Source organism: Haemophilus sp. SZY H35, from assembly GCF_018829705.1.
GTDB classification, from domain to species: domain Bacteria; phylum Pseudomonadota; class Gammaproteobacteria; order Enterobacterales; family Pasteurellaceae; genus Haemophilus; species Haemophilus haemolyticus_K.
Genome location: NZ_JAHKJZ010000001.1, coordinates 332,557 through 355,640 on the forward strand (window position 1 = coordinate 332,557; position 23,084 = coordinate 355,640).

Below are 23,084 nucleotides of genomic sequence, written 5' to 3' on the forward strand. Positions count from 1 at the left end.
CATTTTTATGGGTTCTATTTTTTCATCTAAACCTAGCACACAACATTATGATCGAAAAAAAAATATTACTCACCGATTGTCCTGATGATAAAGGCCTAATAGCTAAAATAACTAACATTTGTTACAAACATCAACTAAATATTCTGCATAATAATGAATTTGTAGATTTTGAAACCAAACATTTCTTTATGCGCACAGAATTGGAAGGTATTTTTAACGAAGCTACTTTATTAGAAGATCTAAAATATAGCTTACCCGAAGGAACACATTGTCGATTAATTGGTGCAAAACGTAAACGAATTGTTATTTTAGTCACAAAGGAAGCTCACTGTCTTGGCGATATTTTAATGAAAAATTATTATGGTGCGCTTGATGTAGAAATTGCAGCAGTAATCGGCAACCATGATAATTTACACGAGCTCGTTGAGCGCTTCAATATTCCATTTCATTTAGTTAGTCATGAAGGCTTAACTCGTATTGAGCACGACAAATTATTAGCTGAAAAAATTGATGAATACATGCCAGATTATATTGTTCTCGCTAAATATATGCGTGTACTAAATCCCGAATTTGTTGCTCGTTATCCAAATCGAGTGATTAATATCCACCATTCATTTTTACCTGCTTTCATTGGCGCCAAACCTTATCAACAAGCCTATGAACGAGGTGTAAAAATTATCGGTGCAACAGCACATTTCATTAATAATGAATTGGATCAAGGTCCAATCATTATGCAAAATGTCATTAATGTGGATCATACTTATAGCGCAGAAGCGATGATGCGTGCTGGTCGTGATGTAGAAAAAACAGTATTAAGTCGCGCACTTGATCTTGCTTTACACGATAAAATTTTTGTTTATAAAAATAAAACGGTGGTGCTGTAATGGAAAAAATCACCCTTTCTCCAATAAGTGCGGTTGAAGGAACAATTAATTTACCAGGTTCTAAAAGTTTATCAAACCGAGCATTACTTTTGGCTGCCTTAGCTAAAGGGACAACAAAAGTAGCCAATTTATTAGATAGCGATGATATTCGCCATATGCTTAATGCATTCAGCTCCTTGGGCATGAAATATCAACTTTCTGATGATAAAACAATTTGCGAAATTGAAGGCTTAGGAGGTTCATTTAATATTCAAGATGGACTTTCTCTTTTCCTTGGCAATGCAGGAACCGCAATGCGTCCCCTAACTGCCGCGCTTTGTTTAAAGGGGCAAAAAATGGGGGAAATCATCTTAACAGGTGAACCTCGTATGAAAGAACGGCCAATTCTACATTTAGTAGATGCATTACACCAAGCGGGTGCAGAGATTCGCTACTTAGAAAATGAAGGTTATCCTCCGCTCGCAATTCGCAACACTGGGATAAAAGGGGGAAAACTCAAAATTGATGGTTCTATTTCATCCCAATTTTTAACCGCACTTTTAATGTCTGCTCCACTTGCAGAAAATGATACAGAAATTGAAATTATAGGTGAATTAGTCTCTAAACCTTATATTGACATCACCCTTTCAATGATGAAAGATTTTGGTGTTCATGTTGAAAATCATGATTATCAAAAGTTCCACGTAAAATGCAATCAGTCCTATATTTCACCGGGTAAATATTTAGTAGAAGGGGATGCCTCATCAGCCTCTTACTTTCTCGCAGCTGGAGCCATTAAAGGAAAAGTAAAAGTAACGGGAATTGGCAAAAACTCAATTCAAGGCGATCGTTTATTTGCTGATGTATTAGAAAAAATGGGGGCAAAAATCACTTGGGGAGAGAATTTTATTCAAGCCGAACATGATGAATTACACGGTATTGATATGGATATGAACCACATTCCTGATGCTGCAATGACGATCGCAACCACTGCTCTTTTTGCCAATAGAGAAACCGTCATTAGAAATATTTATAACTGGCGCGTAAAAGAAACAGATCGATTAACAGCAATGGCAACTGAGCTACGTAAAATTGGTGCAGAAGTCGAAGAAGGCGAAGATTTTATTCGTATTCAACCGCTTGCATTCAATCAGTTTAAACATGCTGATATTGAGACTTATAACGATCACCGCATGGCAATGTGCTTTTCGTTAATTGCACTTTCAAATACATCAGTCTCAATACTTGATCCTAAGTGTACAAGCAAAACATTTCCGAAATTCTTCTATGAATTTGAAAAAATTTGTATAAGAAACTAACTTGAAGTGCGGCTAAAAATATGACCGCACTTTTCGTGCATTATAATCCTACATTATCTTTAATCCGTTCAGCAAACATGCCGATGCTCAACGCAAAATAATTAGATTTATTCCAATCCAAAATAGTACGGAAATTATTTGAAACTAAAAACGCTCTGCCCGCTTCACGATCAGGGCGAACTAACCAAAGCTGAGCATTTTCAAGTGTACTTAACTTGGCTTGCTCCTGTGGATTGGCGCTTTTTAAAATTAGCCCCATCGCTTGCCAATCTTTTAAAGAGCGAGCTTTATTACTTTCTGTACCAGAATAACTCAAATCAATAGGTTGCGTAAGCATCACCTCTACGCCCCAAGGCAAACTATTATCCCAGCCTACTGTATGCAAATAATTTGCGATAGAAGCGAAAGTATCAAACTGGTTTTTCCAAATATCTTTTACACTATCATTATTTCCATCAGCTGCATAACGTAAGAAAGTGCTTGGCATAAACTGAGTTTGTCCCATCGCGCCCGCCCACGAACCTAACATACGTTCACGTTGAATATGATCTTTTTCAAGCATTTTCATGGCTGAGATAAATTCTTTCGTAAATAATTTTTCTCTACGACCTTCAAAAGCCAAGGTTGCTACTGCAGAAAGTACATCATATTTGCCTTGATAATGCCCGAAACTACTTTCCATTCCCCATAACGCAAGCAAATACTCCTGCTGAACACCATATTTTTGGCTTGCTTTTTGCAATGGTGCTTGTACTTCCCAATAACGCTCAACCGCGACATTCACTTTATTTTGAGTTAGCACTCTATTGAGATAATTGCTCGTGCCATTCGGATTAGCCACTGGAGGGGAATTAGGATCTCTTTTACGAATTTTACCGGCTTGTTCACGATCTAAATCCACTGCCTTTTGCATATAGAGAATATTATTTTGAGCATTTAATACCGATAATGACACACCTTCAGCAGCAGCTTTACCTTTTAAAAATTGAACATAATCATTAAAATTTTCTGGCGTTCTTTGCTTAGTATAACTGGTGCTATTGACCACTGGCTTAATATCAGATGAACTAGAACAACCAACTAAAAAAAGTGCGGTGGATAATGCAGAAATTTTAAATAAAATATTTAATTTCATCGTATTTCCTATTTACGTAAAAAAATTTGATAAAGGTTCTTCAATAACGAGGTTGGCAATAAACGAGAACCAAAACGCAATGCGAAAGTAAATAATCCAGATAACAATCCTTGAATTCCCAAACGATATTTTAATTTGAACAAACGCCATTCTGCTTTGGCTTGATTGACTCCACGGCGACGACTCACCATGCCATTTCCTACTCGTGCATAAACTAAAATATCAGGCAAATTCGCCACATATAAACCTTGTGCGACAAGTTTGATCCACAAATAATAATCTTCTTGAAGATCTTCATATCCACCACAATTAATGACCGCACTTTTTTGATATGCCACCGTCATATGATTAAATGGACAACGTTTTTGCGTGAATTTGATAATTTCTTGACCCGATGTTGGCACATTACGATATGCCACAATATCATTTACATTTTCACCAAATTCAGCAATTTGTCCGCCAAAAATAATGGTTTCAGGATGCTGTTCAATAAATGCCACTTGCTTTTCAAAACGATTAGGCACGCAAATATCATCGGTATCCATACGGAAAACCCAATCATAAGCACAATGCAATAAACCTTCATTTAAGGCTTTGCCTAAGCCTAGATTTTGCGGCAATTTAACTAATGTTAATGGCAGTTTTGTTTCAAACTCCGTCACAACAGATTCTAATTCTGGTGTTACTGCACCATCAAAAACCAATACAATTTCATCTGCTTGACGAGTTTGTGCAACAAGACTTTCAAAACACTCCCGCAAGAATTGAGGATTTTCCTTAATATATAAGGACATTAGGACTGAAAATTTCATTTTATTTTCCTACATAAACCGTTTTAAATTGATGGCTAATTTTGGCGAAATTAAAATAACCAACGTAATAATGAATTGCTTAATGCTTTTTGTTTTCTTAAAAAGATCAAAATAATATTTTGCTGCTTTACGCGATAAATTCATGATATGGGGATAAGCCAAAATATAGCTCGCGTTAATATCAAAATTATGAGCTTGCTCTACCGTTTTCACATAATGCTCGCGAATATAGTCAATCGCTTTTTGCGTATTAGTAGTATCCGTAGACACACTTGAACGTTTAGTATGGAAAGTACAATAAGTCAGTGGCTCATTAATTTTATAAGGGGTAAAACTCGGCTCTTGTAGCAGTTTTAATAAGAAATCATAGTCTTCCAAAGAACGAAGTGCGGTGGATAATCCACCTATTTTTAAAAACATCTCTTTTTTAATCGCAACCATTGGCATACCACCAATCTTATTGGCTAATAAAATACGTTCTGTCGAGATTTCTTGGGGTTCAATCGGTTGAGTCACATAAGTAAACCCTTCATTGACCATTTCACACTTAGCTGGATGATAAATAAAATTAATATTTGGATTTTGCTCAATCACTTGTAGTACTTTTTCACATTTTTCCGGCATAAATCGATCATCATCATCGAGAAAAAGCAACCAATCTCCCTTTGATGCACGTGCACCAATATTGCGACTTTCCGCTGCACCTTGATTCGTTTCATTACGAATCACTGTAACTGGGAAAGAATAGCGTTGCTCAACGACGACTTTTTCTTTTGAGCAATCATCCACAATAATCACTTCAAAATGAGTCGATGTTTGTTGAGCTAAACTTTCTAATAAAGCTGGCACTTCTGCTTTTCGATTATAAGAAGGCACAATAATGCTTAACATAATTCCTTCCTTTAATTAGCCAAATTTTTCTTAATCGCAAAAATTTTTTTCAATGGATATTTCATTAATTTTTTAAACAAATTATTGGATAAAGATCCACGAATACTTTCTAAATTGCTTATCAATACAGGATTTTCAATTACCATGAGAGGGCGAACCACTTTATTTCTTATATTAAAATCCTGTTCAAAGAGTAAAAAATCATCCGCCAACCAAAATGGTTTATTTTGAGAAATTTGCTGGATAAATCTTCTTGCAGCAGATTTTTTAATAAGATAACCCACCGTGCCGGCAAAATAACTTTTATAAGGGAAAGCGTAATTTACATTGCCTGTTTTTTTGCATAGAAAAGAAAAAGTTGTCGGATAATTAATTTCTAAATCAAAATCATTGAAATCATTAATTTTGGACTGTCCAACCAATATAATTTCAGACTCAAGTTTTTCTGATAAAAGCGCGGTTAAATTTTGCTGAAAATCTGAGTGGAATAAAGCGTCATCTTCACAGACTAACGCATAGCTATCTTCATCGATGTCATTGTCTTCAACAATTTTTTGGTACACAGAAAGATGGCTTAATGTACAGCCTATTTCACCCTTAGTGACATTACGGCCATAATGTGCTTTAAATTGTTCAATATTAAAAATAGAGGCTAATTCATCCCAATCTTTTTGCATGGTATTAATAGCAGAAAACACTTGGAAATCCTCAGTATTTTTTTGAGAAAAGAATAATTCCCGACGTTGAATATCTTTATCTAAAGAGATCAAATATTTTTTTAACATAAAATTATTCCTTATAAAATCGCTTTCCATTCTTCAATAATTTTCTCAATGCCATAATCTTCACTCATTAAACGAGATTTGTCTGACATCTGTTGATAAAGTTCAGGATTATTCATTAATAAATCCAAACTATTAACCATTTCTTCAATATTATTTTTTTCACAAAGAAAACCATTTTCTTTATGCTCCACTAATTGATTTACACCCGGAGAACAATTAAAGGCAACAATAGGCAAACCAAATGCCATCGATTCAATAACAACTAAAGGCAAGCCTTCTGTTTGTGAAGGTAAACAATAAATTGAACTGCTTTCATAATAAAAAGCGACATCATTGGTACGAGGAATAAAATTAACTGAATCTTCAATACCTAACGCTTTAGCAAGATTTTTTAAATTCTGTTCTTCCTCACCCGACCCCACTATTTTTAAATTCCAATCTGGGTGATTTTTTGCTAAAACTTGCCAGGCTTTTAATAAATAATCAAAACCTTTATAAGAAAATAAATGCCCTACAGATAAAATAGTTTTATTTTCCCATTTTGCTAATTTATTCTTTGGCAAAAGAGTATTTGGGTTAGCTATACTGATTATATTGTTCGTTTTAAATTTTTCTTGCCACAGCGTTTTTTCTGACTCGGTTAATGTGACGACTTTATCACATCTTGTTGAAGCTAAATATTTACCGAGAGTGCGAACTAGACGATTGCCAGTAAAGTTAAAAGAATAATGCTCCCATAAAATATGCTTTACATTTACATTGACCAACGCCAAAGCAGAAAAGAGCATTATCGCACCATCAACCACAATTAAAGTATCCAGCTGCAATTCTTTAACCAATTCTCTTAATTTTTTTGTGATAGAAAAATAATCTTTTTTCAATGAATAGGGCAATTTATTCATTGCGTAAATATTAATTTTTTCATCGACTTGGAAAAAAGGCTTATTACCGCCAATGCTAATAAAAGAAACATCATATCCCTGTTTAGCAAGAGCATTAGCAACATTAATGGAAACGCGCTCTGTTCCACCCGCACTTTCGATATTCATAATAAAGAAACCAATTTTTTTCATCTTAAATTTCCTTATAAATCGTTAATCCAAGTTCTGGGAATGAATCATAACAAAATTGCCATCTTGGAATACTCGTTCTAATAAAACGAATTTCTACATTAGGATGACTTAATAAATTAAACGCAACTGAACTGAAGAACGTGTAAATAATCACTTTTTTATCTGCTAAATTCTTAAATACGTAATCTTCAAAAATGAGTTCTGATTCAACATAATTTACCCCATCTACTCGGTAATCTTCTGCAGGATGAGGGAAATAATAGTCAAAAGGAATCTGATCTTTTAATTTTTTTATTAATGAGATATTTTCCTCTTTTGTATTTAACAAGGGTTGTCCAATAAAAAATGAAACTTCGCCATCTATATCACAATTGACTTTATTATCCCATAAGGAAATGGGTTCAATATTGGGAACAATATTTCTGTAACTAGGATAAACCGTATAATGTTTTTTTATTTTGTTAAATAATTTATGCACATTATATTTATCGCCAATAAAAGCTTTAATCAGTTTATATTTAAATGTGTCAGGTTCTCTCAATAAATTGGGGTGTGGGAAAATATTATCTGAGCCATCATCAAAGGTATAAAGCTCTTTAAATGAAACATGACTAAGATAAGTTTGTAGCCATAATGAATTAAGATTGGCGAGAAAAACCTTATCAAAACCTTTGTGCGTAATTTTATTCTTAAGCTGGCGCATTAACTTGAGAGAATCGAAACCTTTTAGATCCTTTCCCGTATCAATGTTGATCGAATCATTACAAACTTCTGCTAATTTACTCGCATACAAGGTTCTTTTTTTATCCCATACGCCACCAAACATGACGCCAAAGAATTGCTCGTTAGGATGTAATTCAATGATTTTTCTCGCAATTAATACTTGCAATGGTGTGCAACAAAGAATGAGATTCATAGGGTTTTACTCACTTTAGATGTCATAAAATAAAGAATAGGAATAATGGAAAGCGAACCAATAATTCCAGCATAAGGGATATATTTAATTTCTGTAAAAGTTAAAACTACAAGGCTTGCTACATAAATGATTGTAGATAAAACCGAACATTGGGAAATAAGTTTATTTTTTCCATAATAGAAAAGATAATTAACTAAAATCAAATAAGGAATACTTAATGTGGTCGAAATTAAAAATAAAATAAAATAATATTTCGTTCCTACAAATTGGCTACCTAAAATCCAAACTAGCACATCTTCAGGAATAATCCCTATGACTAAAGCGGGAATAGGTATCAGCAAAAAGGAAAATAGCGCCCATTTATGCAGCTGTTGAACTACTAATTTTTTTTGTTTTAAGGCTTCATAAAAATAGGGAATAATCGCTTTATTAAGTGCTTGAATCGCAATAGAAACTACCAAAGCAAGTTGAGCACCCATGGCATAAAGCCCTAAATCTGTTTCACTGAATTTGTGATAAATAAAAATACGGTCTAACTGCCCTTTTAAGAAAAAGCTCGCATGATGCAAAATAAGCGGTAATCCAAATCCTAAAATATAAAATAATGCAGATTGATAATGTTTAAATTGATATTTTTTAGATGTTGCACTCTTTCTGTAAAGAAAATAAGAAAAAAACCAAACGACTAAATTACTCAACAAAATAGCCAAAATTCTTTTTTCAACAAGATCATTTTGATAATACTCGAGTAATGCGACGGTAAATACCGCACCAGTAACAGTGAGTGAAAATTGAATAAAAGCATAAGACCAAGCCTTTTTCTGGCATTGTCTTACACTTAACTGAACATTTAAGAAAGATTGAAAAATTGAGGAAAGTGCAGCGTAAAATAATATTTCAGACTGAGCAATCCAACAACCCATTAAAATAATGCAGCCAATTATCGTGGTATAAGCATAGCCGGTATTCACCACTAAATTTAATGAACGTTTTCCGTAAAAATAAAAATAACGGGAAATTGCGCCTTCTTGAGTTAAAGAAACCACAATTAAAAATAAACTTAAAAAAGTTTGATAATAAGAAAGTGAGCCATACCCTTCTACGCCCAATTTACGCGATAAATAAGGCAAAAGTAAAAAAGGAACTAACTTTGACGATAATTCCCCAACAAGGTAAATGACACTGTCTTTAAAAACTTTCATAAATATAACCGCACTTTTTGTGAATTCGAGCGTTTGTTTATCAAAAAATAAGGGGCTTATTTTAACAAAATCAACATAGACAAGCTATGACTAATCATTATAATGAAACCGCTCTATATCAAGGATCTTATCTATGTTGGAACTAGGAAAACTTCTTACCGCACTTATCGCGCCACCTCTCAATACCTTTGTATTACTGATTATTGCAGCAATTTTTTATCGTGTTCATTTCAAAAAATTAGCCAAATTTATTGCGTTTATCAGTTTCACTTGGCTTTATGTCATGAGTGCGCCTTTTACTAGTTTATTGCTAACAGATAATGATGATTCTCCAGCCCTTACCCTAGATGACTATAAACAAGCTCAAGCCATCGTCATATTAGGCGGTGGATCTTATCCCACTAAAGAACTGTATGCAGAAACGGCTTCTGGCGCAGCGCAACTAGAACGTTTACGTTATGCGGCATTTTTACAAAAAGAAACGGGCTTACCTATTTTAACCACGGGCTATTCTTTGATAGGCATTTCTGAAGGCGACTTAATGGCAAAAGAACTGAACCAATTCTTTAATGTGCCAACGCAATGGATCGAAAATAAAGCCCGTAATACAGAAGAAAATGCCAGTTTCACTAAAAATATTTTAATTAAAGATCATATTCAAAAAATTATTTTAGTAACAAATCAATGGCATATGAAACGAGCCAAATACCTTTTTGAAAAACAAGGATTCTATGTACTTCCTGCTGCAGCGGCAAGCTATGGCAGTAAAGGAAATCTATCTGCAAAATCTTTTGTTCCTGACTTAGGTGCGTTAAATAGCAATATGGTTTTATTAAAAGAGTGGATTGGTTATTGGAAAGTTCATTAATCTGATATAAAAGAGGTCGCAAAATGCGACCAATCTTCTAAAATTCTTTTGAGATTAAACTTTCAGCTAATTGCAAATCCAGAGTTGAATCAATATCAATCGAGCGATAAGTAGGCATTAAATAAAAACGCATAGGCTCAATAAAAAAACGTTTTTCTACAAATAAACTCTCAATATCATTAATATAAATAGCTCCATTTGCACGGTAAGATTTAGGTAATTTTTGACGCGGTGCTTCAAAATCACTTATTTCGTGAATAGGTTTTACATCTTCATTTTCTAAAGTAAATGATTTATAAGGATGATGTTCGCATTCACAAGCTGATATCACCGACTTACATTTTCCTCCTAGGAAAATTTCCATTGCATTACGAATATCTAAAGCATTGCGCAATGGACTTGTTGGCTGTAACAAAACAGCTACTCCCTCAGAAATGTTTAGGCTCTCTAAGCAATGTAAAATAGCATCAATTGTGCGAGTATCACTTTGTGCTAAACTCTCAGGGCGAGCCACCGAAATTGCACCATATTTTTCTGCTTCTTTCAGAATCTTCTCCCCATCAGAGGTTACAACAACCTGATCAAACATTCCTGATTCTTGTGCAGCTAAAATGGCACGACCAACTAAAGACACACCTCCAACAAGCTGTAAATTTTTATCTTTAATTCCTTTTGAACCAGCCCTAGCGGGTATAATTGCAATTCTTTTCATTTTTTCGCTCCACATGACAAAGTGCCTTTCATTTTAGAATGTTTCCCTTGTTTTAGCAAAAATTAATCTTTAACATATCCTCATCTATTTGCTAATAAAAGGAAAACAAATGATTCAACTTACTCGCGAACAGCTTATTGAACTATTCAATAGACGTAGCTCTACACGCTATTACGATCCAAACAAAAAAATTAGCAACGAAGATTTTCAAGCTATTTTAGAATGCGCAAGATTATCACCAAGTTCTGTTGGTTCCGAGCCTTGGAAATTTTTAGTCATCCAAAATAAAACCTTACGCGAAAAAGTGAAACCATTCAGCTGGGGAATGGGCAATCAATTAGATAACTGTAGCCATCTAGTGATCATCCTAGCAAAGAAAAATGCACGTTATGATAGTAAGTTTTTTACCGATGTGATGACACGTAAAGGTCTAAATATAGAACAACAACATGCGGCACTAGAAAAATATAAGAGCTTTCAAGAAGAAGACATGAAATTACTTAAAAATGAACGCGCTTTATTTGATTGGTGTAGCAAACAAACCTATATTGCCCTTGCCAATATGTTAACTGGGGCAACCGCACTTGGTATTGATTCCTGCCCTATTGAAGGATTCAATTATGATAAAATGAATGAATGCTTAGCTCAAGAAGGTCTATTGGATCCTAATGAATACGGCGTTTCTGTTGCAGCCACCTTTGGTTATCGCTCACGTGATATTACTAAAAAATCTCGAAAGGAATTTGATGAAATCATACAGTGGGTAGAATAATCCTGTATAAATTAAAAAGCTCCCAACTTGGGAGCTTTATTTTTAGCATTTAAAATTAGCGACGTAAACCTAAACGAGCAATAGTGCTTTGGTATAAAGCAAGATCAGTACGTTTTAAGTAGTCTAAAAGTTTACGACGACGAGAAACCATACGTAATAAACCACGACGACCATGGTGGTCTTTTTTGTGCTCTGCAAAGTGAGCTTGTAAGTGGTTGATTTGTGCAGTTAATAATGCGATTTGAACTTCAGAAGAACCAGTATCTTTCGCATCACGACCAAATTCAGCAACGATTGCTGCTTTTTTTTCAGTACTTAGAGACATTTTTTACTCCTAAAAGGTAGTGTTGTTAATACATCATTCGCCGATCTCTAACTCAGCGATGATAAGGAGCCGGCATTCTAGCATTCAATGAGCTTAAATGCAAGGTTTATTCTAGTAAAAAGCCATGATTCTTAATGATGTCTTTAGCTTTATTAGAGCATAAAAATTCAAAAAATTTAACCGCACTTTCAACATTATTTAATAAAGCCATGACATATTCAGCTTTTACCTCAAATTCAATAGGGAACATATGAGTCAAAAATGCTTGATTATTCAGACCAATACTAGAATTTATATTTATAGATGCATCGTACCTATTTGGCTTAACTTCAGATCTTAATTGATAATGCGCATAACCGAGCATCATATCAGCATAACTATTTAATAATAAATAATGAGATACGATTTTCCCTTTTGGAACTATATTTGAAGAATTTCCGCCTACTAATTTCAACGCTCGTCGTTTCAATGCCTCCCCTTCACCAGGAAAACATTGCTCAATTTTATCAAATAACAGCCAAGTATAATCTCCACAAGGATCACAAGATGGCGTTGATGTTGCGAGGCGTAAAGAGCGATCAAATAGCAATTCAAAAATGGATTTATGACGGAAGTGTTCTAAATTTAACGTAGTTAATGCTAATTGATTAAAGGCTATCGTTAATTTTTGATAAATTTTTTTAGAATCAGCTAATTGAAGCACATTTTCAGGATTTGCACTAATAAAAATATCACATCTATTCCCTTGCTCAATTTGTTGACGCAATATTCCGGCTGGACCACAAAATGCTTTAATCTCTATATGATGAATTTGTCGAAAAATATCAGATAATTCTTGCAGAGCATAACGAAAACTACCTGCACTAAAAACAGTAATTGATTCCACAAGTTTTCCTTACTTTAATAACGTTTTATACAAGGGAACAAAATGCGTAAAAAAAGATTCTTTATATTGGGCTTGTTGTTCAAACATCGGTAAATGAAAAAGTGCGGTCAAATTTTCTGAGGTTAAAATATTCCTTGTTTCGCCAAATTTAAAATTTTGTTTATTTAACAATAAAGTTTTATTGGCTATCGCTACAGCTTGATTAGGCTGATGTGTTGTGAATACAACAGTCATGTTCTGTGATTGTGCCAAATCTATAAGTAAAGACAGTACAATATCTTGATTTGCAAGATCTAATGCTGAAGTTGGCTCATCCAACAGCATTAATTTACATTCGGAAGTAATGGCTCTAGCAATTAAAATCAGTTGTCGCTGCCCACCTGAAAGCGAAGCAAATTCGCGATTTGCCAAATGGGTCAAGTTCAAATAATCCAGTGCCTGCATGGCGATTTGATAATCATGCATTTTGGGTTTAGCAAAAGTATTAATATGGGCTGAGCGTCCCATTAACACAATATCCAACACCGAATAAGCAAAAGGCGAAGAAAAGAATTGAGGCACAAAACCGATAGATTGATACGCCTCAATCTTGCCCTGAATCGGGCGGTGAATACCAAGCAGTAAATCCAACAAGGTGCTTTTCCCACAACCGTTTTGCCCTAAAATCGCCAGGATATCCCCTTTATTCAAATCAAAATTCAGTTTTTGAAACAGAAAGTTTTCCGCTTGGTAATAAAAGCCTAAATTTTCCACGGAGAGCGCTTTATTCATTCATGCCTCCGCGTTTTAGTTTATACACCAATACGCCGAACAAGGGTGCACCGATAAGTGCGGTCAAAATACTGATCGGAATTTCAGCATCAGACAAGGAACGCGCAACATTGTCCACGAGTAACATATAAGTTGCGCCGACCAGCATGGTGCAAGGCAATAAACGTTGATGATTGGCGCCCACCAGCATACGACTAAGATGAGGAATAATCAGACCGACCCAACCGATACTACCGCTAATTGCCACCTGACACGCTACTAATGAACCACTTAAAAAGATGACTAACCAACGTAATAGCGTCACTCTCACGCCCAAAACTTTGGCTTCTTTCTCATCTAAAGACAGTAAATTCAATCGCCAGCTTAAACCAAGCAAAATCGAACTACAAAGCAAAAACGGAACAAAGAAAAAGAGGAATTTTTCCCAGTTAGAGGTGGCAAAACTCCCCATCAACCAAAACACGATGCTTGGTAATTTTTCTTCCGTGTCGGAAATGTATTGCAATAGACTAACGAGGGCAGAAAAAAGCCCACTTAAAATCATGCCGATAAGAATAAGCATCAACAGGCTACGTTGATTAAATTTGAAGCTAAATAGAAAAACTAAGGCAAGCGTGCCGAAGCCAAATAAAATCGTACTGGCAAATAAGCCGTACAAACTAAACCCGAAAAAAATCGCCAACGCCCCACCAAAAGCAGAACCGGAGGTCACACCGATAATATGCGGATCGACCAATGGGTTACGAAAAATGCCTTGTAATACCACTCCACTCAACGCCAAACCGGCGCCCACGCAAAGTGCGGTGAAAATTCGAGGTAAACGCACTTGAAAAATCACTTGCTGTTGCACCGGGTCAATCTCAAGTGCGGTCGCTTTTGCCCACAGAATTTGTCCAATTTGCGCTACAGACAAGGAATACCGCCCAATTCCCAAAGAAATCACGGCGGTAATCACAAGCAATAGCGTTAAGCCAAAGAGAATTTTAGGGTAACTATTGGGCTGCATTGTCGGCTTTATAAGATGTGCGGTAGAATTTTTGATAATAATCGTTCACCATTTTATCTAAATTCACATCTTGGAAATGTTGCGGATAAAGCGCTTTCGCCAACCATACTTCACCCAACGCTAAGGCTTCCGGCATCGGATATCCCCAGGCTTTAGCATATTCCGGCATCAACAAAACTTTTTTATCTTTTACCGCTTGAATATTTGCCCAACCTTGATCATTCAAAATTTTTGGTACCACATCAGGATAACGATCTTGCACTAAAATCACTGCAGGATTCCATTCCAACACATTTTCTAGAGAAACCTGTTTGAAACCTTTAATAGTTGCCGCTGCGACGTTATAAGCCCCCGAATGCTCCATCATAAGCCCCGTATATTTACCAGAACCATAAGTGCCTAAATCAGGATTTGCCATATAAGTACGGATACGTTTGTCTACTGGAATATTTCCTAAACGATCAGCCAATAATTTTCTATTAGCAAAAGCCGCTTTGATCAATTCATTACCCTGCTGTTTTTTCTCAAACACCTCAGCAATCAATTCAATCCCCTGTTTTAAGCCTTCATTATAAGCTTTATCTTCATCAGTTAATGTTGGATTAAGTTTACCTTTTTCGCCCGCTTCACCGGTACGCAAGGAAATGGCTACCACTGGAATATTCACATCACTGATTTGCTTGATCATTTCAGGCGGTGCGTAGTTAGTCACAAACACCACATCCGGTTTTAATGTCAACAGACTTTCAATATTAACGGAATTCAAATCGCCCGGCATTGCCATGTTTTCCAGCTCTGGTGCAAGGCGAACATAGTTTTTGCCTAATTGTTTCTTCCAGTTAGAAAGCACACCCACAATCTGTTTTGTGGCATCCAATTGCACAGCAATATTCAGAGTCTGATGCTGTAACACCACAGCACGGTGAATGTGATCGGGAATGGTTACTTTGCGATCGAGTTGGTCTGTAATAATCCGATCAGCTAATGCTGAAAAAGAAAGGGAACCAAGTAAGCCGGCAATAAACAATGATTTAAGCTTCATAAAATATCCTTATATTAAGTAACAAGGATTTCATTATACACTCAATTACACAACGATAAATACCTAAATTATATCTTTTCAATCACCACCTTTATATCCTCTGGCGGTGCATAATAAGGTGCAGAAGTGATAAATAAACGAATACCCAATTTGGCATAATCTGAAACATTATTTTTATTTACCCCTCCAGCGATAGAAAGTAGAATATCTTTCTGTTTTGAGTGAAGTAGATCTAAAGCCTTTTTCACATCCTCCAGTGACCATTTATCAAGTTGAATAATATCTGGCTCAGCTACATACATTTGCTCAAATTGAGCATAATTATCTGCTTCTAAAGTAATTTTATTTTCAGGCGCTTCTTGACGTAATCTATCCACAATTTTCACCCAATCATTTGGATCAGAAAGTAAGTTTCGATGATTAGTAAAAACCAAAAGAGTTTCGCTGATGCCTTGTCGATGAATATGTCCACCAGCAGCTAATACAGCATTTGTCGCAAGTTTACGCGTATTAGGAATGCTTTTACGCGTGCAAGCCACAACAGCGCTTGGGTTAACTGCTTTGGCATTGGCAATCATTTCTGCCGTATATTGAGCAACTCCACATGACCATTCAAGTACCAATTGCACCACTTTCCAAGCTTGATGTAATTGTTCAGATATTCCTTCCGCACTTATCAGCAAAGCACCTGATTCAACCCACTCACCTTCTTTTACATATAAGTGCGGTTGAATATCCAGTTTTTTTAATAATTTTTCCGCAACAGAAACACCCGCCACAATACCTGCATTTTTACGCTTAAAAAGAATTTTCGCCGGAATATTTTCAATACCAAGAGCATGAGTGGTTAAATCACCACGATAAATATCCTCAAGCAATAAATCATCCAATTCTTTATCTGAAAAATAAATCATTGTCACTCCTTAAATTAGTTGTCCTTGATATAACTGAATCTGCTTACCTGAGAAATACTCAGCTTCTTTTGGCTCGTGCGTCACTAAAATTGTGGTAATTTCACCGGCTTCGATTAGATTTTTTAACACTTTCCAAATATCTTTACGCGAAGACCAATCTAAAGAAGAAAAAGGTTCATCTAAAAGTAATAAATCAGGACGATAAATTAATGCTCTTGCTAAAGCCACACGTTGTTGTTCTCCCCCAGATAACTGGTGAGGATAGCGATTAATAAGATGCTCTATTTTTAGGTCAGATAATAATGTCTGTTGTTCATCATCAGATGATGATGGATTTGCAAGTATTAAATTCCCTCGCACCGTTTTATGAGGAAACAAATAAAGTCGTTGATTTAAATAACGAAAATTTCTCTTCCAAGGAGGACTGCTTTCTAGAACTTGATTATTCCATAAAATAGAGCCTGAATAATCAATATAACCAGCAATCGCATTTAATAAAGTCGTTTTTCCACTACCTGATTCACCAACAACAGAAAGGCATTCGCTTTTTTCAATTGAAAAGGAAATAGATTTTAAAATATTAGTTTGAAGATTTTGAACTATCAGCATACTAAACAGCCCTATTAATCATCCGTAAAACTAGCAACAAACATGTAGAGATAAATAAAAGCCATAATGATGCACCAATAGCAATTTCAAAATCACCACTTGAAATATTCAAATAGACTGCCATAGGTAAAGTTTCAGTTTTAAATCGCGTTGCTCCTGCCAACATTAATGTGGCTCCGAACTCCCCTATTGCGCGAGACCAAGCTAAAACTGAAGCACAAACCAAAGGCTTCCAACACATCGGAATCTCTATTTTTATTAAGGTTTTAAAAGGTGATAAACCAAGACTATAAGATGCAAATCGATAACCTGATTCAAAGGAAGAAAAAATGCCACGAGTGCTGCGCAATAAAATTGAACTAGCAACATAAGTTTGAGCAATAATGATTCCTATAGGGGAAAAAATCCATTTGCTTATAAAGGGAAGCAATTCAGCTAATATCCCTTGTGAACTAAAAAGTAGAAGCAAACTTAGTCCTGTGACTAATGGTGGCAAAACCATTGGTAAATCAAACAAAGTGTCAAAAAATGATTGAAAAGGCAACCGCACTTGACTCATTAGCCATGCCGATGGAACAGCAACACATAATGCTAATATCAAAGAAAAAAGAGACGTTGCTAATGACATTAGCAATGCAAAATGCAATTCGGAATTAAATAATATCTGTTGAAAAAAATAAAAATCTAATTTTACGATTAAAGAAAACACTGATCCCATAACAACAAATAACAGTATTAATAGTGGGATCAGCGATAACTTTAAACTTAGACTATTATTTAGCTGGTAAGAAACCTTCATCAGTAAAATACTTCACCCCTTGAGGAGATTTAAAGAAATCAAATAACTGTTGAGCTTCTTTCGGATATTTAGAAGAAGAAAGTAGACCAATAGTAACTCTTTCTTCTGGTGTGCCTTTTGGACTTGGTAATAATTCAACCTTATCTCGAACTTTCCAAGCACCTGAACGACCTACTACAGCCGCATCTACATCACCATTTAGTAAATATAGCATTAATTGTTTTACCGTCGCAGCTTTCACAACAACTTTATCATTAAGTTGCTTTTGATATCCTGATAATTCAAACATTTTTTCAGCGCCTTTACCAAGAGCCATTGCTTTACTATCACCAATACCTAAACGTAATGAGCTTTCAGCTAATGCTTTAAAAGAATCAATTCCTGAAATTTTATCTTTACGAATAGCCATAACTGGAACATGTAATACTATTGTTCCTACATTGTTTACATCATTAGTTTTCTGTAATTTTGTAACATAATCCTCTGAGCCAGCTAAAAAAAGATCCCCGCTTTTTACCGTGTTATAACGAGCTAAAATCTGTCCAGAACCACCATATTCAACAGTTACTTTATTTCCTGTTTCTTGTTCATATTGGTGAATAATTTTTTCAACTGGATCCTTTAACCCAGCACCAGCATATAAATACAAATCTGCTGCTTGTGCAGAAAATGTAGTTAAAATCATTGAAGTTATCGCAACTAATTTTTTCATTTTCTCTCCTTATAAAATAAGTTTCAGTGAAAACTGATATATAATAGAGTATATAATGAATTATTCAAAAGATTTATTCAACCTTTAGTTTATAAATCAATCGATTTTTTCTAATTTCATGATAAGACACTAATTGACTTAATTTTGAAACAATAAAAAAGGTTGGGACGCCCCAACCTTTCACCTAATCTTTCAATAATTTAATTTTTTCAATCACATTTGTTGTTGAACAACCATTTTCAAAGTTTAGCACTTTAACATTACCGCCATTTGCCCAAACTTCTTTTGCGCCAGCAATATCTTCGGGTTTGTAATCTCCGCCTTTGACTAAAAAATCTGGTAGAATTTCACCGATTAAACGCTGTGGTGTATCTTCGGTGAATGGCACCAACCAGTCCACTGATGCCAAACCAGCCAATACCGCCATACGAGTTTCAAGATTATTAATTGGGCGACTGTCACCTTTTAAGCGTTTAACGGAATCATCACTATTTACCGCGACAATTAAACGATCGCCCAATTTGCGTGCATTTTCTAAATAAGAAACATGGCCTGGATGCAAAATATCGAAGCAGCCATTAGTCATCACAATTTTTTCACCGCGCGCTTTAGCTTGTGCGACAGCATCTTTTAATTCAGCTTCACTCATAATGCCAAATCCAGTGTCAGGGCGAGCATGAATAGCATTTTCAAGTTCCACATTCGAAACCGTTGAAGTCCCCAATTTACCCACCACAATTCCAGCCGCGACATTGGCTAGATAACAGGATTCTTCGAAAGAACGTCCATCTGCTAATGCAGTTGCTAATACGCTAATAACAGTGTCGCCAGCTCCCGTCACATCAAACACTTCTTTTGCGACAGTTGGCAAATGATAAGGTTCTTGGTTTGGACGCAATAATGTCATGCCTTTTTCAGAACGCGTCACCAAAAGTGCGGTTAATTCAATATCAGAAATTAATTTTAAACCTTTCTCAATAATCTCTTCTTCTGTATTGCATTTGCCCACAACAGCTTCAAACTCAGACATATTTGGTGTCAATAATGTCGCACCACGATAACGTTCAAAATCAGTTCCCTTTGGATCGATTAACACAGGCACACTCGCTTTGCGTGCAATTTGAATCATTTTCTGAACATCTTTAAGCGTGCCTTTACCATAATCAGAAAGAATCAAAGCACCGTAATTTTTCACCGCACTTTCTAACTTCGCTAATAAATCCTTGCAATCTACATTATTGAAATCTTCTTCAAAATCAAGGCGAAGTAACTGTTGGTGACGAGATAAAATACGTAATTTGGTAATGGTTGGATGGGTCTCTAATGCAACAAAATTACAATCGATTTTTTGTTTTTCTAATAAGTGGGAAAGTGCAGAACCAGTTTCATCTTGTCCAATCAGCCCCATTAACTGAACGGGTACATTAAGTGACGCAATATTCATCGCCACATTTGCTGCACCACCCGCGCGCTCTTCATTTTCTTGTACACGAACCACTGGTACCGGCGCCTCTGGTGAAATACGGTTGGTAGCGCCGAACCAATAACGATCAAGCATCACGTCGCCTAATACAAGTACTTTTGCTTGCTTAAATTCTGCTGAATATTGAGCCATTTTAAAATCTCTCTATTTGAATAACCAAAATTGTGGCGATTTTACCACAACTCAAATTTACGATAAACTACGCCCCTAACTTAGGTGGAAAGAACAATGAAAAACGAAAAACTCCCTCAATTTCAACCGCACTTTTTAGCCCCAAAATACTGGCTGTTTTGGTTAGGCGTGGCAATTTGGCGAAGTATTTTATGTCTTCCCTACCCTATTTTGCGCCATATTGGTCATGGTCTAGGTTGGTTGTTTTCACATTTAAAAGTAGGTAAACGTCGCGCTGCCATTGCACGCCGCAATCTTGAACTTTGTTTCCCTGATATGCCTGAAAACGAACGTGAGGCGATTTTGCAAGAAAATCTCCGCTCAGTAGGCATGGCAATTATCGAAACTGGCATGGCTTGGTTTTGGTCAGATTCACGTATCAAAAAATGGTCAAAAGTTGAAGGCTTAGATTATCTAAAAGAAAATCAAAAAGATGGAATTGTTCTCGTCGGTGTTCATTTCTTAACGCTAGAACTTGGCGCACGCATCATTGGTTTACATCATCCTGGTATTGGGGTTTACCGCCCAAATGACGATCCAGCATTTGATTGGCTCCAAACACAAGGCCGTTTACGCTCTAATAAAGATATGCTTGATCGTAAAGATTTACGCGGAATGATCAAAGCCCTACGCAATGAAGAAACCATTTGGTATGCACCTGATCATGATTACGGCAGAAAAAATGCCGTTTTTGTACCATTTTTTGCGGTGCCCGATGCTTGCACAACCACTGGTAGTTATTATTTATTGAAATCCTCACAAAACAGCAAAGTGATTCCATTTGCGCCATTACGCAATAAAGATGGTTCAGGCTATACCGTGAGTATTTCAGCGCCTGTTGATTTTACAGATTTACAAGATGAAACAGCGATTGCTGCGCGAATGAATCAAATCGTTGAAAAGGAAATCATGAAGGGCATATCACAATATATGTGGCTACATCGCCGTTTTAAAACACGTCCAGATGAAAATACGCCTAGTTTATACGATTAAAAGTGCGGTCGAATATCACCGCACTTTTTGATAGAATTTTCTCAAATTTAAAAATTAACGAATAATCTCACCATGACAACCAATTATTCAGCTCAAGAAATTACCGTTCTTAAAGATCTCGAGCCGGTGCAAATTCGCCCCGGTATGTATACAGACACCACCCGTCCGAATCATCTCGCACAAGAAGTTATTGATAACAGCGTAGATGAAGCCCTTGCGGGTTTTGCCACAAAAATTGAAGTAATTTTACACCCTGATCAATCCATTGAAGTCACAGACAATGGTCGCGGTATGCCTGTGGATATTCATCCTACGGAAGGTGTTTCTGGCGTAGAGGTGATCCTGACAAAACTACATGCGGGGGGAAAATTCTCCAATAAAAATTATGAATTTGCGGGTGGTTTACACGGTGTGGGGATTTCTGTGGTGAATGCGCTTTCTGAACGCGTGGATATTCAAGTCAAACGTAATGGTGAAGTGTATAAAATTGCCTTTGAAAACGGCAATAAAGTGGAAGAATTAGAAGTTATTGGGACTTGTGGTAGACGCACAACAGGAACAACCGTTCACTTCAAACCGAATCCAAAATATTTTGACAGCGCAAAATTTTCCGTTAGCCGCCTACGCCATTTATTAAGAGCGAAAGCGGTACTCTGCTCAGGGCTTGAAATCAAATTCATTGATAAAGTAAACAATACTCAAGATATTTGGTTATATGAAGATGGTCTTTCCGATTATCTTATCGAAGCAGTTAACGGCTTTGAAACCCTTCCGGAAAAACCATTCGTTGGTGAATTTAAAGGCACAAATGAAGCGGTTAGCTGGGCATTACTTTGGTTGCCAGAAGGAGGCGAGCTGATTGGCGAAAGCTATGTAAACTTAATTCCAACAATTCAAGGCGGAACACATGTTAATGGCTTACGTCAAGGTTTGTTAGATGCCATTCGTGAATTTTGCGAATTTAGAAATTTATTACCACGTGGCGTAAAACTTACCGCTGATGATATTTGGGATCGTTGTTCTTACATTCTTTCCCTTAAAATGCAGGATGCACAATTCGCGGGGCAAACTAAGGAACGCTTATCATCACGCCAAAGTGCGGTGTTTGTTAGCGGTGTTTTAAAAGATGCGTTCAGTCTATGGCTAAATCAAAATGTACAAGATGCTGAAAAATTAGCAGAAATTGCGATCAGTTCTGCACAACGCCGGTTACGCGCAGCAAAAAAAGTCGTACGTAAAAAACTTGTTAGTGGCCCTGCATTACCAGGGAAATTAGCAGATTGTGGCTCACAGGATTTAGAAAAAACGGAATTATTTTTAGTGGAGGGCGACTCTGCGGGCGGCTCAGCAAAACAAGCGCGTGATCGCGAATATCAAGCGATTTTGCCATTACGTGGAAAAATCTTAAATACATGGGAAGTTTCACCTGATCAAGTATTAGGTTCAACAGAAATTCACGATATCGCCGTTGCTCTAGGGATCGATCCTGACAGCAATGATTTATCACAACTTCGCTATGGTAAAGTATGTATTCTCGCAGATGCTGATTCCGATGGTCTGCATATTGCCACTCTGCTCTGTGCCCTATTCTTACGTCATTTTCCGAAATTGGTACAAGACGGTCACGTTTACGTCGCAATGCCGCCTCTTTATCGTATTGACTTAAATAAAGAAGTCTTCTACGCATTAGATGAAAGTGAAAAAGAGGCAATTTTAGATCGGTTAAAAAATAAAAAAGGCAAACCGAATGTTCAACGCTTTAAAGGTTTAGGTGAAATGAATCCATCGCAATTGCGTGAAACAACAATGGATCCTAATACTCGTCGCCTTGTTCAATTAACTTATGATTTAGAGGAAGACCAAGGAGTGGATACATTAGAACTGATGGATATGTTGTTAGCGAAAAAACGTTCTGAAGACCGTAAAAATTGGTTGCAAGCGAAAGGCGATCAGGTTGATTTATCTGTTTAGACTAAATTAATCTCAGCAAATCCGAATTTTAATAAATTAAGAATATATTCAATT

Annotated in this window: 24 protein-coding genes; 6 read left to right on the forward strand and 18 right to left on the reverse strand. The window is 36.2% G+C overall.

Annotation, left to right across the window (positions count from 1 at the left end; translation table 11 throughout):
- The first annotated feature begins 47 nt into the window (after window positions 1-47).
- Together purU and aroA are read left to right on the forward strand one after the other, a co-directional pair.
- The gene (purU, locus tag KP710_RS01515) at window positions 48-884 is read left to right on the forward strand and encodes a formyltetrahydrofolate deformylase (protein WP_111407334.1); all 837 of its coding nucleotides are present in this window, start codon (window positions 48-50) and stop codon (window positions 882-884) included.
- A complete protein-coding gene (gene aroA, locus KP710_RS01520) occupies window positions 884-2,182 on the forward strand; it encodes a 3-phosphoshikimate 1-carboxyvinyltransferase (RefSeq protein WP_111407333.1) in 1,299 nt (432 codons plus the stop codon). Before purU ends, aroA begins: the two co-directional genes overlap by 1 nt.
- A gap of 40 nt (window positions 2,183-2,222) precedes the next feature.
- Here aroA and KP710_RS01525 read toward each other — a convergent pair whose 3' ends face one another.
- The 7 genes from KP710_RS01525 to lsgA are packed head-to-tail and all read right to left on the reverse strand — an operon-like array spanning window position 2,223 to window position 8,996.
- Entirely contained in the window at window positions 2,223-3,317 is a 1,095-nt protein-coding gene (locus tag KP710_RS01525; RefSeq protein ID WP_111407332.1) for a lytic murein transglycosylase, read from the reverse strand.
- A gap of 8 nt (window positions 3,318-3,325) precedes the next feature.
- A complete protein-coding gene (lsgF, locus tag KP710_RS01530) occupies window positions 3,326-4,129 on the reverse strand; it encodes a lipooligosaccharide biosynthesis galactosyltransferase LsgF (protein ID WP_165818720.1) in 804 nt (267 codons plus the stop codon).
- 9 nt (window positions 4,130-4,138) lie between these two features.
- A complete protein-coding gene (gene lsgE / locus KP710_RS01535; protein ID WP_111407331.1) occupies window positions 4,139-5,020 on the reverse strand; it encodes a lipooligosaccharide biosynthesis N-acetyl-glucosamine transferase LsgE in 882 nt (293 codons plus the stop codon).
- 11 nt (window positions 5,021-5,031) lie between these two features.
- Window positions 5,032-5,805 carry a lipooligosaccharide biosynthesis galactosyltransferase LsgD gene (gene lsgD / locus KP710_RS01540; protein WP_111407330.1) on the reverse strand — a complete coding sequence of 258 codons (774 nt, stop codon included), beginning with the start codon at window positions 5,803-5,805 and terminating at the stop codon, window positions 5,032-5,034.
- Window positions 5,806-5,816: 11 nt separating this feature from the next.
- On the reverse strand, window positions 5,817-6,878 hold the full coding sequence (gene lsgC, locus KP710_RS01545) for a lipooligosaccharide biosynthesis family 4 glycosyltransferase LsgC (RefSeq protein ID WP_111407329.1): 1,062 nt from the start codon (window positions 6,876-6,878) through the stop codon (window positions 5,817-5,819).
- Window position 6,879: 1 nt separating this feature from the next.
- A complete protein-coding gene (lsgB, locus tag KP710_RS01550) occupies window positions 6,880-7,794 on the reverse strand; it encodes a lipooligosaccharide biosynthesis sialyltransferase LsgB (protein WP_111407328.1) in 915 nt (304 codons plus the stop codon).
- Window positions 7,791-8,996, reverse strand: coding sequence for a lipooligosaccharide flippase LsgA (gene lsgA / locus KP710_RS01555; RefSeq protein WP_111407327.1), 1,206 nt, complete (start codon window positions 8,994-8,996; stop codon window positions 7,791-7,793). The genes lsgB and lsgA overlap by 4 nt, the downstream gene beginning before the upstream one ends.
- 133 nt (window positions 8,997-9,129) lie before the next feature.
- Here lsgA and KP710_RS01560 point away from each other — a divergent pair, with 133 nt between their 5' ends.
- The gene (locus tag KP710_RS01560; RefSeq protein WP_048952608.1) at window positions 9,130-9,864 is read left to right on the forward strand and encodes a YdcF family protein; all 735 of its coding nucleotides are present in this window, start codon (window positions 9,130-9,132) and stop codon (window positions 9,862-9,864) included.
- Window positions 9,865-9,901: 37 nt separating this feature from the next.
- On the opposite strand, the gene siaB is transcribed toward KP710_RS01560, so the two are convergent.
- Window positions 9,902-10,576: a 5-acetyl neuraminic acid cytidyl-transferase gene (gene siaB, locus KP710_RS01565; RefSeq protein ID WP_048952632.1), complete on the reverse strand. Its 675-nt coding sequence runs from the start codon at window positions 10,574-10,576 to the stop codon at window positions 9,902-9,904.
- Between the two features lie 109 nt (window positions 10,577-10,685).
- Between siaB and KP710_RS01570 the strand changes: the two genes are divergently transcribed.
- On the forward strand, window positions 10,686-11,348 hold the full coding sequence (locus KP710_RS01570; RefSeq protein WP_048952609.1) for an NAD(P)H-dependent oxidoreductase: 663 nt from the start codon (window positions 10,686-10,688) through the stop codon (window positions 11,346-11,348).
- 55 nt (window positions 11,349-11,403) lie between these two features.
- On the opposite strand, the gene rpsO is transcribed toward KP710_RS01570, so the two are convergent.
- The 10 genes from rpsO to hldE form a co-directional block, all read right to left on the reverse strand.
- On the reverse strand, window positions 11,404-11,673 hold the full coding sequence (gene rpsO / locus KP710_RS01575; protein ID WP_005628925.1) for a 30S ribosomal protein S15: 270 nt from the start codon (window positions 11,671-11,673) through the stop codon (window positions 11,404-11,406).
- Window positions 11,674-11,779: 106 nt separating this feature from the next.
- A complete protein-coding gene (locus KP710_RS01580) occupies window positions 11,780-12,559 on the reverse strand; it encodes a substrate-binding domain-containing protein (protein WP_111407326.1) in 780 nt (259 codons plus the stop codon).
- 9 nt (window positions 12,560-12,568) lie between these two features.
- Window positions 12,569-13,330: a molybdate ABC transporter ATP-binding protein MolC gene (gene molC / locus KP710_RS01585; RefSeq protein WP_009500573.1), complete on the reverse strand. Its 762-nt coding sequence runs from the start codon at window positions 13,328-13,330 to the stop codon at window positions 12,569-12,571.
- The gene (gene molB, locus KP710_RS01590; protein ID WP_111407325.1) at window positions 13,323-14,336 is read right to left on the reverse strand and encodes a molybdate ABC transporter permease MolB; all 1,014 of its coding nucleotides are present in this window, start codon (window positions 14,334-14,336) and stop codon (window positions 13,323-13,325) included. Before molB ends, molC begins: the two co-directional genes overlap by 8 nt.
- Window positions 14,323-15,378 carry an ABC transporter substrate-binding protein gene (locus KP710_RS01595; RefSeq protein WP_111407324.1) on the reverse strand — a complete coding sequence of 352 codons (1,056 nt, stop codon included), beginning with the start codon at window positions 15,376-15,378 and terminating at the stop codon, window positions 14,323-14,325. The genes molB and KP710_RS01595 overlap by 14 nt, the downstream gene beginning before the upstream one ends.
- A gap of 68 nt (window positions 15,379-15,446) precedes the next feature.
- Window positions 15,447-16,292, reverse strand: coding sequence for a ModD protein (gene modD / locus KP710_RS01600; RefSeq protein WP_111407323.1), 846 nt, complete (start codon window positions 16,290-16,292; stop codon window positions 15,447-15,449).
- Window positions 16,293-16,301: 9 nt separating this feature from the next.
- On the reverse strand, window positions 16,302-16,901 hold the full coding sequence (locus KP710_RS01605) for an ABC transporter ATP-binding protein (RefSeq protein ID WP_046950084.1): 600 nt from the start codon (window positions 16,899-16,901) through the stop codon (window positions 16,302-16,304).
- Window position 16,902: 1 nt separating this feature from the next.
- The gene (locus tag KP710_RS01610; RefSeq protein WP_046950085.1) at window positions 16,903-17,700 is read right to left on the reverse strand and encodes an ABC transporter permease; all 798 of its coding nucleotides are present in this window, start codon (window positions 17,698-17,700) and stop codon (window positions 16,903-16,905) included.
- On the reverse strand, window positions 17,675-18,412 hold the full coding sequence (gene modA / locus KP710_RS01615) for a molybdate ABC transporter substrate-binding protein (protein WP_111407322.1): 738 nt from the start codon (window positions 18,410-18,412) through the stop codon (window positions 17,675-17,677). Before modA ends, KP710_RS01610 begins: the two co-directional genes overlap by 26 nt.
- A 184-nt stretch (window positions 18,413-18,596) precedes the next feature.
- On the reverse strand, window positions 18,597-20,027 hold the full coding sequence (gene hldE / locus KP710_RS01620) for a bifunctional D-glycero-beta-D-manno-heptose-7-phosphate kinase/D-glycero-beta-D-manno-heptose 1-phosphate adenylyltransferase HldE (protein WP_111407321.1): 1,431 nt from the start codon (window positions 20,025-20,027) through the stop codon (window positions 18,597-18,599).
- Between the two features lie 96 nt (window positions 20,028-20,123).
- Here hldE and htrB point away from each other — a divergent pair, with 96 nt between their 5' ends.
- Together htrB and parE are read left to right on the forward strand one after the other, a co-directional pair.
- Window positions 20,124-21,059, forward strand: a complete 936-nt coding sequence (gene htrB, locus KP710_RS01625; protein ID WP_111407320.1) for a lipid A biosynthesis lauroyl acyltransferase HtrB — start codon at window positions 20,124-20,126, stop codon at window positions 21,057-21,059.
- A 72-nt stretch (window positions 21,060-21,131) separates the two neighbouring features.
- Window positions 21,132-23,030, forward strand: a complete 1,899-nt coding sequence (gene parE / locus KP710_RS01630) for a DNA topoisomerase IV subunit B (protein WP_111407319.1) — start codon at window positions 21,132-21,134, stop codon at window positions 23,028-23,030.
- The last annotated feature ends 54 nt before the right edge of the window (window positions 23,031-23,084 follow it).